Here is a 13,465-nt window from a genome sequence, read left to right on the forward strand (position 1 = left end):
GCTGACGGTGCATCAAACAGGCCCGGTAAGGGAACTGCCCTGCCCTATAACCCGCCGCATGGGCTCCCGGCACAATAACGGTTATTATAGGCTGTAGACTACAGCCGCCGGATCCGGTGGCAGGGGTATCTATCAAAATAACAAAAGATATGCTTAATAAAATCATACGTTTCAGTATAAAAAATAAACTGGTAATTGCTGCTGGTACAATAGCGCTTATTATCTGGGGTATCTGGAGTGCTGCAAAATTGCCTGTTGATGCCGTTCCCGATATTACGAACAACCAGGTTCAGATCATCACGATATCGCCTACACTGGCTTCACAGGAGGTAGAACAGTTTGTAACCTATCCGGTTGAACAAAGTCTGGCGAACCTTCCAGACCTGGAGGAAATGCGTTCTATTTCAAGGTTTGGTCTGTCGGTTATCACTGTGGTGTTTCACGATGATATTGATATCTATTTTGCCCGCCAGCTGATCAATGAAAAACTGAAGGAAGCCGAAGAAAAGATCCCGAAGGGAATGGGTAAGCCGGAACTGGCACCGGTAAGTACCGGCCTGGGTGAAATATACCAGTACATCATCCATCCCAAAAAAGGCGCAGAAAATAAGTACAACGCGATGGACTTGCGCACCATGCAGGACTGGATCGTTGCACGGCAATTATATGGTACGCCGGGCGTTGCGGAGGTGAACAGCTTCGGAGGCCAGTTAAAGCAATACGAAGTAGCTGTAAACCCGGACCGGTTAAAGGCTATGAATGTGACCATCCCGGAAATATTCACTGCGCTGGAAAAAAACAACCAGAATACCGGCGGCGCCTATATCGACAAGAAGCCGAATGCCTATTTTATCAGGGGTATTGGATTGGTGACCTCACTGGAGGATATCAAAAACATATCGGTAAAGACCAGCAGCGCGCGCATCCCTGTTCTGGTTAAAGATGTGGCAGTAGTGAAACTGGGCTATGCGGTAAGATATGGAGCGTTAACCTATAACGGGGAAAAAGAGGCCGTAGGTGGTATCGTAATGATGCTCAAAGGTGCCAATAGCGCAGAAGTGGTTTCGAGGGTAAAGGCTAAAATGGAAACGATCAGGAAATCTTTGCCGGAGGATATAGAGATCGAACCATTTGTTGATCGTACAGGGCTGGTAGACCGGGCGATCAGTACCGTTGAAACCAACCTGGTAGAAGGCGCCCTGATCGTAATATTCGTCCTGATCCTTTTCCTGGGTAATATACGGGCAGGCCTGATCGTAGCTTCGGCGATCCCGTTGTCGATGCTGTTTGCCCTGGGTATGATGCGGCTTTTTGGCGTAAGTGCCAACCTGATGAGCCTGGGGGCCATCGATTTCGGATTGATCGTGGACGGGGCTGTAATTATTGTGGAAGCCACCCTGCACTTACTCGTAGCCAAAAAATTTACAACCGCGCTTACCAGGCAGCAGATGGATGAAGCTGTTGAGGAAAGCGCAAAAAAAATGATGAGCTCTGCAGCGTTCGGACAGGTGATCATCCTGATCGTTTACCTGCCCATTCTTTCGCTGAGTGGTATCGAAGGCAAGATGTTTAAGCCAATGGCGCAGACGGTAAGTTTTGCGATCATCGGTGCGCTGATATTGTCTTTGACCTATATCCCGATGATGAGCGCTGTTTTTCTTTCAAGAAAGATCGCGCATAAAAAGACATTTGCCGACAGGATGATGCATCGTTTCCAGCGCATCTATGATCCTGTTATTCATTGGGCCATCCGGATGAAGTATGGGGTAGTTACCGGCGCATTGTTGTTGCTGGTGCTGGCGGGCTTTATTTTTTCAAGAATGGGAGGCGAGTTTCTGCCGCAGTTACAGGAGGGCGATTACGCTTTTCACTGCATATTGCCACAGGGCACTTCGCTGTCGCAAAGTGTTGAAACGTCTATGCAGGCGGAGCGGATCATTAAATCATTCCCCGAGGTAAAAACCGTGGTGGGTAAAACGGGCAGCGCAGAAATTCCCACCGATCCCATGCCACCTGAAGCAACGGATCTGATCATAACATTAAAACCCCTGAAGGAATGGACCACTACAAAGAACTATAATGTACTGGCGGCAAAGATGATGGAAAAGCTGGAAGTGATACCCGGAGTTTTCTTTGAAGCCACGCAGCCGATCCAGATGCGGTTTAATGAACTCATGACAGGTGTACGGCAGGATGTGGCAATAAAGATCTTTGGGGAGGATATTGATTCTCTTGCTGCATGGGCGCCAAGGATCTCAAAGGTGGTGCAATCTGTAAAGGGAGCCACGGCTCCGCAGATCGAACGTACCACGGGCCTGCCGCAAATAACCATCCAGTACGACAGGGCCAGAATGGCCAATTACAAACTGAATGTTGATGATGTGAATAAGACCATCAGCACTGCCTTTGCGGGCGAAGCCGCCAGTGTGATCTTCGAAAATGAACGGAAGTTTGACCTGGTTGTGCGCCTCGATAGCGCGAGCCGTGCTTCGATCGAGGACGTGGGCAATTTATATATAGCTACCGAAACAGGGAACCAGATCCCGCTGTCACAGGTAGCAACGGTATCCATAAAGGAAGGCCCCGCGCAGATAAGCCGTGAGGATGGAAAACGCAGGATCGTGGTTGGGTTTAACGTGAAAGGAAGGGATGTGGAAAGCGTGGTAAAGGAGATACAGGATAAATTGGCGCAGCCGCAAAATAAGCTGCCAACCGGCTATTACCTTACCTACGGCGGCACATTTGAGAACCTGCAGGAAGCGTCCGGGAGATTGCGGCTGGCCGTGCCGGTTGCATTGCTGCTGATCTTTGGGTTACTTTATTTTACATTCAACTCTGTAAAACAGGCCACGCTGATCTATACGGCCATTCCCATGAGTGCTATCGGCGGCGTATTTGCATTGCTGCTGCGGGGAATGCCCTTCAGCATTTCAGCAGGGGTTGGCTTTATTGCCCTGTTTGGTGTGGCTGTGTTAAACGGGATTGTACTGATCAGCACTTTTAACCAGTTGCAGAAAGAAGGTGTTGCCGACGTGATACAACGGGTACTGGATGGGACCCGGATGCGCTTACGCCCCGTGCTGATGACGGCAACCGTTGCCTCCCTGGGATTCTTACCGATGGCGATGAGCGCCGGGGCAGGGGCTGAAGTGCAAAAGCCACTGGCTACCGTTGTCATCGGCGGATTGATAACAGCAACTTTTTTAACGCTGGTGGTATTGCCTTGTTTATATATTATTTTCTCTGTTGAGCGAAGGAGGGGCAGCAACAGGCAAAGGGCAGCAGGCAAGGGGTAGCAATGCTCTGGAAGGCGGTCGCCTGATTAAAATGACGAAATAGGGCGGCTCATATTTTACCGGAACAGCTTTATATAAGAAAACTTTTTACTGGCCATGGAAATAGTTGAATTAAGCAAAGACTTTCCTAAAGAAGCAACCTGCTCTCTTGCAGATCAGATAAGGAGCAGCAGGAGCGTTTGTACAAAATTTGCAGAAGCGTATCGGGAAAAAAATGATCCGGCACATTTTGTTTCAAAACAAGCCGGTCGTGACGCGGAAAACCCTGGAACGCTTGTTGGGCCTGGTTTTTTGCCTGAAGGTAAATATATCGTACAGCTATGAAAAAGCAAGCTAAGAAATCGGGAAACTGATTGATTACATGATTGATAATCCTGAAAAATATTGATAATGAAATGGAATGATAAAATTGAAATAATGGAGTTTACAAACTGCCGGGTATGGGGTACAGGCGACAAATGGCAAGTGGCAGGGGATGCAATGCAAAATACTGGGTCCTTTGCTTCCTGTCTTTTGCGCACGGCCTTTTGCATGTTGTTTTTTTTCTGTGCCGCTGCAACGCAGGCGCAACATCGCATCAGCGTCAGCGAAGCAATTGATACGGCATTGAGGAATAACCTGCAGCTCGACATCAACCGGTCCGAGATCAGCAGGGCAGGCTATGCAGTAAAAACTGCGCAAGAAATTCCTAAAACGGGTGTGTTTGCCGAAAATGAGGATCTGCGCCCATCCGACAATAAAGGGGTATTAAAGATCGGTATTTCGCAAAGTATGGCCTGGCCGGGATTGTATAAAGCAAGAAAGGCGTATCTGGATCAGCAGCTGAAATATTACCGGTTGAATACACCTGCTTTGAGTGCAGTACTAAGAAAAGAGGTCCGTAGTGTTTATTATGAACTTTGGTATCTGGAGGATAAATTTCAATTGTTTAAGCGATTAGACAGTATTTATACTTCACTGTACAAGGCCGCTGAACTGCGGTTTAAGACGGGGGAAGCTGCAGGGTTGGATAAGATCGCAGCAAATGCAAAACTGAAAGAACTGCAGGCACTGCTGGAGCAGAACGGTAAGGATATGGTGGTACAGCAACAACAGCTGATGCTGTTGCTGAATAAAAATGAATGGCTGTTGCCGGTCCAAAGGCCTTTGGAAAAACTGGGTCTTTTAATTGGCACAACAGATAGCCTGCATCCTTCGTTGGCCTTGCAGCAGCAAAATGTTGATGTTGCCGCATCGAATATTGCGGTCCAGAAAAATGGTAATAAGCCCGAGTTTTCCGGCCGGGTTTTTACACAACGGCTCTGGGGGGCTAAAGACCCCTATACCGGCTTTTCTGTTACAGCTGCATTCCCCTTATTTGGCAACAGTGCTTATAAGAGCCGGATAAAAGTTGCCAGAGCCGAAATGGAAATACAACAAAAACAATTGAGCTATCAAACGCTGCAGGTGAATACACAGCGGCAAACGGCGCTGACTGAAATTGAAAAAAACCTGGCAATGCTTCAGTTTTATGAAACGACGGGTCTGAAGCAGGCGGACGAGATCATAAAAGCAGCAACGTTGAGTTATAAAGCAGGTGAAATAAGTTTTGCCGAGCTCAGCCAGTTCCTGACGCAGGCTATTGATACCCAAAAGAACTACCTGGATGTATTGAATCAATACAATCAGTCTGTTATTCAATTTTACTACTATAACAATCATTAAAAATAACGGTAATGACGCGAATATTGACTATAGCATTGATGCTTTTTTGTTTATCCGGGATCATCTCCTGCGGAAATAAACCGGGTGCTGAAACGGTAGAAAAGGAAGAACATGGGGAGGAAGCCGGGGAGCATTCCAATGAAAATACGACCACGCTTACAGCAGCGCAGATGGAGGCCATTGGTGTGCAGCTGGGCGGCGTTGAAAGGAAAGAACTGACCAATTCAATTAAGGCAAATGGCATCCTTACCGTGCCTAATCAAAACAAGGCCTTTGTGGTGCCCCTGTACAGCGGGGTTATTAAAACGCTTCATGTACAGCCCGGGAGTTTTGTAAAACAGGGACAGGCAATTGCCACCATTGTAAACCCCGACCTGATACAGATGCAGCAGCAGTTGCAGCAGGTAGAAGCTCAAATTGCTTTATCGGAAATGGAAGTCAAAAGACAGCAGGAACTGGTAGAAGGCAATGCTGCTCCTCTGAAAAGGCTGCAACAGGCGCAAACAGAGCTGGCAACACTCAGGAGCCAGCGGAATGGCTGGCAAAAGCAGTTGTCGGCTGTGGGGGCCACCCGTAGTTTTTCATCAGCGATAGTGGTGCGGGCTCCCATAGGCGGAACGGTGAGTAAGGTCTCGGCGCAGCTGGGGAGCAATGTTGATGTAAGTACGCCTATCGCAGAGATCGTGAACAACTCGCAGTTGCACCTGGATTTATATGTGTATGAGAAGGACCTCCCCAGGCTGAGGTCCAATCAGACCATTCACTTTACCATTACCAACAATGCGGGTAAGGAGTATGATGCTGAAATATTTTCGATCGGCGCCGCATTTGAAGCGGGAAGTAAAACCATTCCCGTACATGCAAAGGTGATTGGCGATAAAGCCGGTCTGATTGATGGAATGAATGTGACGGCCCTGGTGAGCCTGGATAAATCGACAGTGCCGGCGGTGCCTTCAGATGCAATTGTGAGCTACCAGGGGAAGGATTTTATTTTCGTGGTTACAGGGGCATACCCGGAAGGGGGGGGCGAAAACTCCGGGGGAGCAAGGGGTACAAAGACAACGCCGGTCAAACAAGAGGATACACATGAGAATGAGGCCGGAGGCCTGATCTTTGAGCGGATACCGGTTGCAAAAGGCACAACTGATGTGGGGTATAGTGAAGTAACCCTGCTAAAGGAGATACCGGCTGATGCAAAGATCGTGATAAAAGGCGCTTTCTTTATTTTGGCGAAAATGACCAATAGCGGAGCGCATGAACATTAGTAAATTTACAGGAAGCAGAAAGACGTTTCAGGCGCACCCAGACGCTGCTCATTAAATCAGTTACCATGGAAAAAACAAGAATAAACCTGGAGATCGTTTTGCCGGGGATCCCCGATGAAAGGGATGAATGTGTGGCCCGGCTGATCGGCCTGCTTCAGTACAGAAGAGGCATTGATAAAGTACATGTTATTTCCGGGGAGGCCGATCAAAAGGCACAGCTTTGTTTTCATTATGATCCGTCTGAGATCCTGCTTGACGAGGTGGAACAAATTGCCGGGAGGGCCGGTGCTGCAATTACGGCGCATTATGGACATTTATTGATTGAGGTTAGGGGCGTGCGCCATCTGCGTCATGCACGAATGATCGAAGCTACCCTCAGGAAGCATAAGGGCCTGCTGAATGCTTCTGTATCCGGCACAGGCTTTATACGAGTGGAATATAATAAAGGAGAAACAACGGGGAAAGCCATTCTTGAACGAGTTGAAAAAACGGGATTAGCCGTTAGCGGTGTTGAAGATTTTCATGCCCGGGGGCAAAAGCCCCGCGAAGAAGCACATGAGGACCATGAGCATGATCATGAGGCCGGGGCACATGAACATGCTCACGGCGGGATCTTCGGAGAAAGAACGGAACTGATCTTTGCCATCATTTGCGGCTTATTGTTAGGGCTTGGCTTTGGACTCTCTTTTGTCAATGGACTGCCCCCTGCTATTTCCATATGGTTTTATATTGCCGCCTACTTCTTTGGTGGTTTTTTCACTACCAAAGAGGCTGTCGAAGGTATCCGCAAAGGGACTTTTGAGATCGATTTTCTTATGCTTGTTGCGGCGGTGGGTGCCGCCGTATTAGGTCAATGGGCTGAAGGGGCATTGTTGCTTTTCCTGTTCAGTCTCGGGCACTCGCTGGAGCACTATGCCATGGAAAGAGCAAAAAGATCAATTGCCGGCCTGGCCGCCCTGGCGCCGAAGACCGCATTGCTTAAAGCGGGCGGTGCCATTGAAGAAGTACAGATCGAAGCATTAAAACAAGGGGATATTATCGTGGTAAAACCCAACTCGAAAATTGCAGCGGATGGTATTGTGGTAAAGGGAAGTAGCAGCGTTAACCAGGCCCCCATTACGGGAGAAAGTGTACCTGTGGATAAAATGGCGGTTGACGATGTTGATATGGACCTGCAAAGTTCCGGCAAATTGGATGCCCGGTATAAAGTGTTTGCGGGCTCTATCAACGGAGGAGCAAACCTGGAAGTTAAAGTAACAAAAGTTGCGGCAGACAGCACCATTGCGAGACTGGTAAAACTGGTTAATGAAGCCCAGACACAAAAATCACCCACGCAGAATTTTACAGATAAACTGGAGCGCTATTATGTTCCGTCTGTGCTCATTTTGGTTGGCATCCTGTTGCTGGCCTTCCTGGTGGTAGACGAACCGTTTAGCGCAAGTTTTTACCGGGCTATGGCCGTATTGGTTGCTGCAAGCCCCTGCGCATTAGCTATATCCACCCCCAGTGCGGTCTTAAGCGGGGTAGCAAGAGCCGCAAGAGGCGGCGTTTTAATAAAGGGAGGAAAGCCGCTGGAAGAGCTGGGGGCTCTTTCTGCGATTGCTTTTGATAAAACCGGAACACTTACCGAAGGAAAGCCCAGGCTCACCGGTGTGTACCCGCTTAACGGGATATCGGAAGAGCAGTTGCTGGAAATTGTCATTGCTGTAGAAAAGCTAAGCGATCATCCCCTGGCAGCGGCCATTGTAAAAGATGGCACAGAGCGGTTAAAAAGAGCGGTTGCCGCAGCTGAGAATGTATCGGCAATCCAGGGAAGAGGCATCAAAGCGCAGTATAATGGCACTACGGTTCATGTAGGTAATAAGGAGTTGTTCGCCGGAAAGAACACCGGGCTTCCTGATGATCTGAAGGCAAAGGTAGAGGAGCTGGAGCGCCAGGGAAATACCACCATGCTTGTTCAGCAGAACGATTTGTACGCAGGCATCATTACGCTTATGGATGTTGCCCGGGAAGATGCAAAAGAGACCCTTACACAGCTAACGGGTATCGGTATCCGCAAAATGATCATGCTTACAGGTGATAATCAGAAGGTGGCGGAAGCAATTGCCGGGGAAATCGGTATTACTGATGCCTGGGGTAACCTGCTGCCCGAGCAAAAGGTAGCTGCTATTGAAAAATTACGTGCCAGTGAAACCCGGGTAGCAATGGTTGGTGACGGCGTCAATGATGCGCCGGCAATGGCCAAAAGCACGGTGGGCATTGCAATGGGTGCAGCAGGCAGCGACGTGGCTTTGGAAACAGCGGACATTGCATTAATGGCCGATCAATTAAGTAATCTACCCTTTGCCATCGGGCTCAGCAGAAAAGCAGGCCGGATCATCCGGCAAAACCTGGTCCTCAGCCTTGGAATGGTAGCAGTGCTGATACCGCTTACCATCCTGGGGATTGCAGATATAGGACCTGCCGTTATCGGACACGAAGGCTCTACCTTGGTGGTTGTATTTAATGCCTTACGCTTGCTGGGATATAAGAAGTGATGGGGTTTGAAAAATGTGGACATATGAATTCAGGGTTAGGGATAAGACCGGATCCGGCCGGGGCAATGGTCGGTAGGCATTGGCTAATGCTTTCCATATTTGCAACTGATTCGGTAATGTCCGGAAGAACTGACAGGAAAGGACCGGTAGCTCAGGAAGGTTTAATGCGCTACGCCCGGCAAAATGGCAAATCGGTATGGCAATGACCAATTAAAACTAATACGCATTTTACAATGGAAGCGTTGGGCCAGTGGCATAAGCAGCAATGGAAGCCTGTTATTATCCGGCCCCGTTGACTATCTTATGTTTAGCGGAGGAGGATTCTGTAATGGTAAAAAGTGATTTAGAAATTTTCCCGGACCACCTGTATATCGGGTCTTTTTTCGAAAAGCTGTTCTATTGCAAATTGTATTTGGGCATAGGAGCCCACATTTGTTTTGCGGGTTTCGCCGGAATGCGTAACAACTTTTAATGTATAAGTAACAGGTCCGCGAAAAGGCCGGTGCTGCCTGATCCTGACGGAGACTATTTCATTATAGGAAATGGCGGAAAACGAAAAGCTGGGCAATAAAGAAATGACTTCTTTTTCAAAAACAAAAGGGGGCGCCACCGCGAACATTCTTGGTGTTAACCGTATATAATTCCGGTACAAATGCAGGCTGTCCGTATCGAGCCGGCGCAGTATACCGATAAAGCGTGTAAGCCTTTTGTGTATAATGATCATTACAGGCGCCAGGAAAAGAGCCAGCAACAGTTGCAGCGTCATTAAAATGGAAGCCGAGGTCGAGAGGAATGCGTCATCGGGTGTACGGCGGCTGTTATGGACTATGAAAAACTGGATGGCGAAAAAGAGGATGATCGCACAATCCAGTGTTATAAAAAATCCCATGATCACAAATCGTAGTTTGCGGATGCCCGTTATTTCATTTGCCCTGAATACTTCAGGAGGAACTTCCGGCCTGATGCGGGGAATTCGTTTTCCTGTAGCCATTGCCGGCATAAGTGCCACCAGTAGTATGACGGTAATAAGAACGCCAAAAACAAGAAAAAGATCGTAGAGTGCTGAGCCATTCAGCCGGACAAACGACATGTCGGCAAATAAACGACTTTTGCCGGGTTTGCCGGGTTGGTAAAAGATCACATAGTTATTTTGGGCGATTGCTTTTTTTATCAGCGTTTCCGCTTCCTGTTTAAGGGCCTTTTTCCCGGCCTCAGTTATCCAAAGCAACGAATAAACTTTTATGGCCTTTTCCTGTGTGGTTTGATAGAGGGTGCCGTTTACCCGGTATTGGTAGTGGATATCGGAATAGGCATATTTGCCGCCGCGGCCTCCTTTCCAGTCTGCTTCATATTTGGTAATGATACCGGTGGTTTGTTTCCAGTTCCGGTGCCATAGAGAAAAGTCTTTCATCTGCAGCCATGGAAGGAAAGAACATATCGCTGCCAGTAGTACATATGCCAGGGCGCTTATAATAAGCAGCCGTTTCAGCGTGTTTTTAATACCATTATTGTAGCGGCGCAGGAAGATGAATTGAACCGGAATGCTGAATGCGAATGCATAGAGCGCATATTGATAGGGGTTGAGTAAAAAGAGGAGCGCAGCGGCAAAGGAGATAAACCCAATATGCCCCACGAATTCAGCTATGGTGTTCTTTCTCATTTTGTACATTTTACAATAGAGCCCCTTATTATTTGAATAGTGCGTTCTCAGGCATTCTCCCAGCCGACCGGCGGCAAGGCCGGTATAAAATCTTTTCCTCCGGGGACGTATAAAATATAGACGTGCAACACAGGTCAATAAAAAAGGGTTTCATTATCTGAAACCCTTTATGGTATTGGTGGGAGTTGACGGGCTCGAACCGCCGACCCTCTGCTTGTAAGGCAGATGCTCTGAACCAACTGAGCTAAACTCCCGATATGTCAATGCTTCTTTGTCCCTGTTTTACAGTGTGTTGTTCCGTAAAGGGATTGCAAAGATAAGGGGAAGTTTTTTTATATTCAAAATATTTTTCAAAAAAATTTATTGCATTTTGCAGCATGTCATTTTACTGTACGTTTGTCAAGGAAAAAGGGAAGGGGACCGTTCATGAAAGCTATCATAATACTGAATATGGCTTCCCGCTGGAATCGGATAACGAGTTGTTTGCCCGGCTGGTACTGGAGATCAACCAGGCAGGGTTGAGCTGGGAAACGATCCTGAAAAAGAAGGATGCCTTTTATAAGGCTTTTGACCAGTTTGACATCCGTAAGGTAAGCCGCTACACGCAAAAGAAATTTGACGCATTGATGGCCGATGCAGGCATCATCCGCAACAGGCTTAAGATTAATGCGGCGATCGAGAACGCCAAAATTATCATTACGCTTCAAAAGGAATTTGGCTCTTTTAAGAACTGGCTTGATCATCATCATCCAAAAACGAAAGAGGAGTGGGTCAAATTGTTTAAAAAGCATTTTAAATTCACCGGTGGCGAAATCGTGAACGAATTTTTGATGAGCACCGGCTACCTGCCGGGGTGTCATGCAGAAGATTGTCCGGTCTATAAAAAGATCCTTAAGAAAAAACCAATGTGGATGAAGGGGTAACGCAGAGCTCCAGGCCCCCTTAAAAATGAACTGTTGCGCTCCCCGTCGCAGCAAAGACATGTCCTTACCCGGGTGCACCCCCGGCTTTTTTGACGGCCGCTCCCAACATGGGATCATGTAACTGCTGTTGACGCCTGTGATGCCGGCGGTCCGGGTGTTGCAAAAAATGGTGTTGTCTGCAAGTCTTCTTGCTGCCGGTACCGGGGTGCCGTTGCTATTGGCGAAAGCGTTTATAACGGGACCGGTATCCGCTGTAGTATCTGATTTTATGCAGGCATTGCATAGCAGGACCTGCACAAAATCAGCTGGTTCATTTTTTAAGATTTAAGAGTAATGAAATAGCAACGCATCTACTTATATTTAGGAAGAGCTTCATCCCAATGGAGGCGGGTGGTGAAAAGAGCGGGTACATAATCGGGCGCATCAAAATAGAGACCCGCTGCTACGCCGGTACCGGTCTTCAAAGGCATGGCTCCTGCCATAATGGAGGCATTGCCGGAGAACCGGAGCGGGATGATGGCCTCGTGGAACCCCTGGATCTGGATGGCATCGGGCACGTCATCGTTGGTACTGCCGCTGTGACAATCAACAAATTTCCGGTGGGTCATGAGCACGTTTTCTGCCATCAGTCTTATCTTCAGATCAAAGCCGTTGGGCTTGTTCACCACGCTTCCGCTCAGCCCGTCAGCTTCGGTATATTTCTTACGGGATACGACGAGGTCGCGGATGGCATCCCATTTTACCGTGTAATCGCCGCAGGCATCCATGGTAACATGATTGGTGTAGCTGCCGGCCGGCATATTGATGATGCCCTTGCTGCTTTCATGGAGATTGGTTTCCTTAACCATGGCAACCTGCCCCTGTTGAAAAAAACCTTCGGCGTCGCCACGGAAACGCAGAACGAGGTTTACCTTTTTGGTAAGCGCCCCACCGGGGCTTTCCACCTTATCATAGTACATATCCAGCACCCATTCGTTGAGCAGTTTACTGGCAGCGGCGGCTCCGGCTTCCACTTTCACTATGCCGGAGGCATAGGGCCCGGAGGTCGGAATGTCGCAGGCAATCATGCCGGGCATCCAGGTTGCTACCGTAACATCCGTGTTATTGATCTTTACCGAACGTTTTCCTTTACCGGGATCTTCCCCAAAGCTGCCATAGATCCAGAGCCGGCTGGGATAGTTAAAGCCCCCCGTATAAAGTTCCGTTTCGTCTACCTGCATATAATCGATATGAAATGCAGTGCGGATCGTTATGTTGGAGACCAGGAGAAACTGTCCTTTTCGCTGCATCTTAACCGCCACGCTTACGGATTCGGGGTTAACTTTTGGCGCCGCATCGGGCGCCCGGTAATGTGCGGTGTTGCCTTTTCCCTCAAGAGAACCGTTGCCTGAGTAATTCCATGCGCCAAAATAACTGTTGTCTGGCTGGTAAGGTTGCAGCACCGGGCTTTCGCCGGGAAGGGGAATATAGCCGGAATTATCGGGAACTGTCGCCATTACACGGAGGTCGAGTTGTGCGCCCGGGTCTGTAAGTACCCGGGCAGGGTCGATGTAGAAATAGGGGAAAAAGCCCCAGTCGCTGAAATGTGTGGAGCTTACGGTCAGCGTCCTGTTCTCTTTATCCAGCATAGGCGCTGCGGCATGGAACCATTTGCCTTCCTGGTCCTGGTAGGCAATGCCAAGCAGTTCAGGCGCCGTGTTCCGGATGCTGTTTTCCTCGTAGCGGAAGCGGATGGTCACGGGCTTCTGAAAGGAAATCGTGTGTGGCGTTAAGCGGTAGGCCCTGCCATAACCTGCAGGCAGCTGGTTCATGACGGGTTGTACGGAGATCTCCTGGTTGCCGGCCAGGGCCCCGGCAGGAATGATGACGCTGAAATCTCCATCGGCACTTGTGAGAGATCCCCCGGAAACGCCAATGGTTTTGGTAATGGCACTTCCCTGTGGAATGCCCGGTACGGTGATCAGCGGGCCGGGTATGGAAACCGGGGAAGAAAGGTCAGGCTTGGTACAGGCAGAAGCGAGGAGGATGACGCAGAGCCATACGTTTATTTTTTTCATATATAACTTATTTTGGAACAGGT

At 48.7% G+C, this 13,465-nt stretch carries 8 protein-coding genes and 1 tRNA gene; 6 read left to right on the forward strand and 3 right to left on the reverse strand.

Translation table 11 applies throughout. The features are described 5' to 3' along the window. Positions 1-149: 149 nt before the first annotated feature. The 5 genes from BLS44_RS01270 (at position 150) to BLS44_RS01290 (ending at position 8,802) form a co-directional block, all read left to right on the forward strand. Entirely contained in the window at positions 150-3,296 is a 3,147-nt protein-coding gene (locus BLS44_RS01270; protein WP_090388595.1) for an efflux RND transporter permease subunit, read from the forward strand. 96 nt (positions 3,297-3,392) lie between these two features. Beyond that, positions 3,393-3,620 (forward strand): four helix bundle protein, encoded by a 228-nt coding sequence (locus BLS44_RS01275; protein ID WP_090388209.1) that lies wholly within the window; start codon positions 3,393-3,395, stop codon positions 3,618-3,620. A 66-nt stretch (positions 3,621-3,686) separates the two neighbouring features. Beyond that, the gene (locus tag BLS44_RS01280) at positions 3,687-5,000 is read left to right on the forward strand and encodes a TolC family protein (RefSeq protein ID WP_090388210.1); all 1,314 of its coding nucleotides are present in this window, start codon (positions 3,687-3,689) and stop codon (positions 4,998-5,000) included. An 11-nt stretch (positions 5,001-5,011) separates the two neighbouring features. Then, positions 5,012-6,265 carry an efflux RND transporter periplasmic adaptor subunit gene (locus BLS44_RS01285; protein WP_176954275.1) on the forward strand — a complete coding sequence of 418 codons (1,254 nt, stop codon included), beginning with the start codon at positions 5,012-5,014 and terminating at the stop codon, positions 6,263-6,265. Positions 6,266-6,330: 65 nt separating this feature from the next. Then, complete coding sequence (locus BLS44_RS01290) at positions 6,331-8,802, forward strand: heavy metal translocating P-type ATPase (RefSeq protein WP_090388211.1); 2,472 nt, start codon at positions 6,331-6,333, stop codon at positions 8,800-8,802. 343 nt (positions 8,803-9,145) lie between these two features. Here BLS44_RS01290 and BLS44_RS01300 read toward each other — a convergent pair whose 3' ends face one another. Next, complete coding sequence (locus tag BLS44_RS01300; RefSeq protein ID WP_176954276.1) at positions 9,146-10,462, reverse strand: DUF3592 domain-containing protein; 1,317 nt, start codon at positions 10,460-10,462, stop codon at positions 9,146-9,148. 176 nt (positions 10,463-10,638) lie between these two features. Then, positions 10,639-10,716, reverse strand: a tRNA-Val gene (locus BLS44_RS01305). Positions 10,717-10,839: 123 nt separating this feature from the next. Between BLS44_RS01305 and BLS44_RS01310 the strand changes: the two genes are divergently transcribed. After that, a complete protein-coding gene (locus BLS44_RS01310; RefSeq protein WP_090388214.1) occupies positions 10,840-11,385 on the forward strand; it encodes a DNA-3-methyladenine glycosylase I in 546 nt (181 codons plus the stop codon). 350 nt (positions 11,386-11,735) lie between these two features. On the opposite strand, the gene BLS44_RS01315 is transcribed toward BLS44_RS01310, so the two are convergent. Further along, positions 11,736-13,442 carry a hypothetical protein gene (locus tag BLS44_RS01315; protein WP_090388215.1) on the reverse strand — a complete coding sequence of 569 codons (1,707 nt, stop codon included), beginning with the start codon at positions 13,440-13,442 and terminating at the stop codon, positions 11,736-11,738. Positions 13,443-13,465: the final 23 nt, after the last annotated feature.

Origin of the sequence: Niabella drilacis (assembly GCF_900101395.1) — a bacterium.
Taxonomy (GTDB): Bacteria; Bacteroidota; Bacteroidia; order Chitinophagales; family Chitinophagaceae; genus Niabella; species Niabella drilacis.

What these genes read in the sequence shown, in the direction of transcription:
- BLS44_RS01270 (WP_090388595.1), top strand. Translation starts at nt 150, where the DNA reads ATGCTTAATAAAATCATACGTTTCAGTATAAAAAATAAACTGGTAATT.
- BLS44_RS01275 (WP_090388209.1), top strand. Translation starts at nt 3,393, where the DNA reads ATGGAAATAGTTGAATTAAGCAAAGACTTTCCTAAAGAAGCAACCTGC.
- BLS44_RS01280 (WP_090388210.1), top strand. Translation starts at nt 3,687, where the DNA reads ATGAAATGGAATGATAAAATTGAAATAATGGAGTTTACAAACTGCCGG.
- BLS44_RS01285 (WP_176954275.1), top strand. Translation starts at nt 5,012, where the DNA reads ATGACGCGAATATTGACTATAGCATTGATGCTTTTTTGTTTATCCGGG.
- BLS44_RS01290 (WP_090388211.1), top strand. Translation starts at nt 6,331, where the DNA reads ATGGAAAAAACAAGAATAAACCTGGAGATCGTTTTGCCGGGGATCCCC.
- BLS44_RS01300 (WP_176954276.1), bottom strand. Translation starts at nt 10,462, where the DNA reads ATGAGAAAGAACACCATAGCTGAATTCGTGGGGCATATTGGGTTTATC.
- BLS44_RS01310 (WP_090388214.1), top strand. Translation starts at nt 10,840, where the DNA reads ATGTCATTTTACTGTACGTTTGTCAAGGAAAAAGGGAAGGGGACCGTT.
- BLS44_RS01315 (WP_090388215.1), bottom strand. Translation starts at nt 13,442, where the DNA reads ATGAAAAAAATAAACGTATGGCTCTGCGTCATCCTCCTCGCTTCTGCC.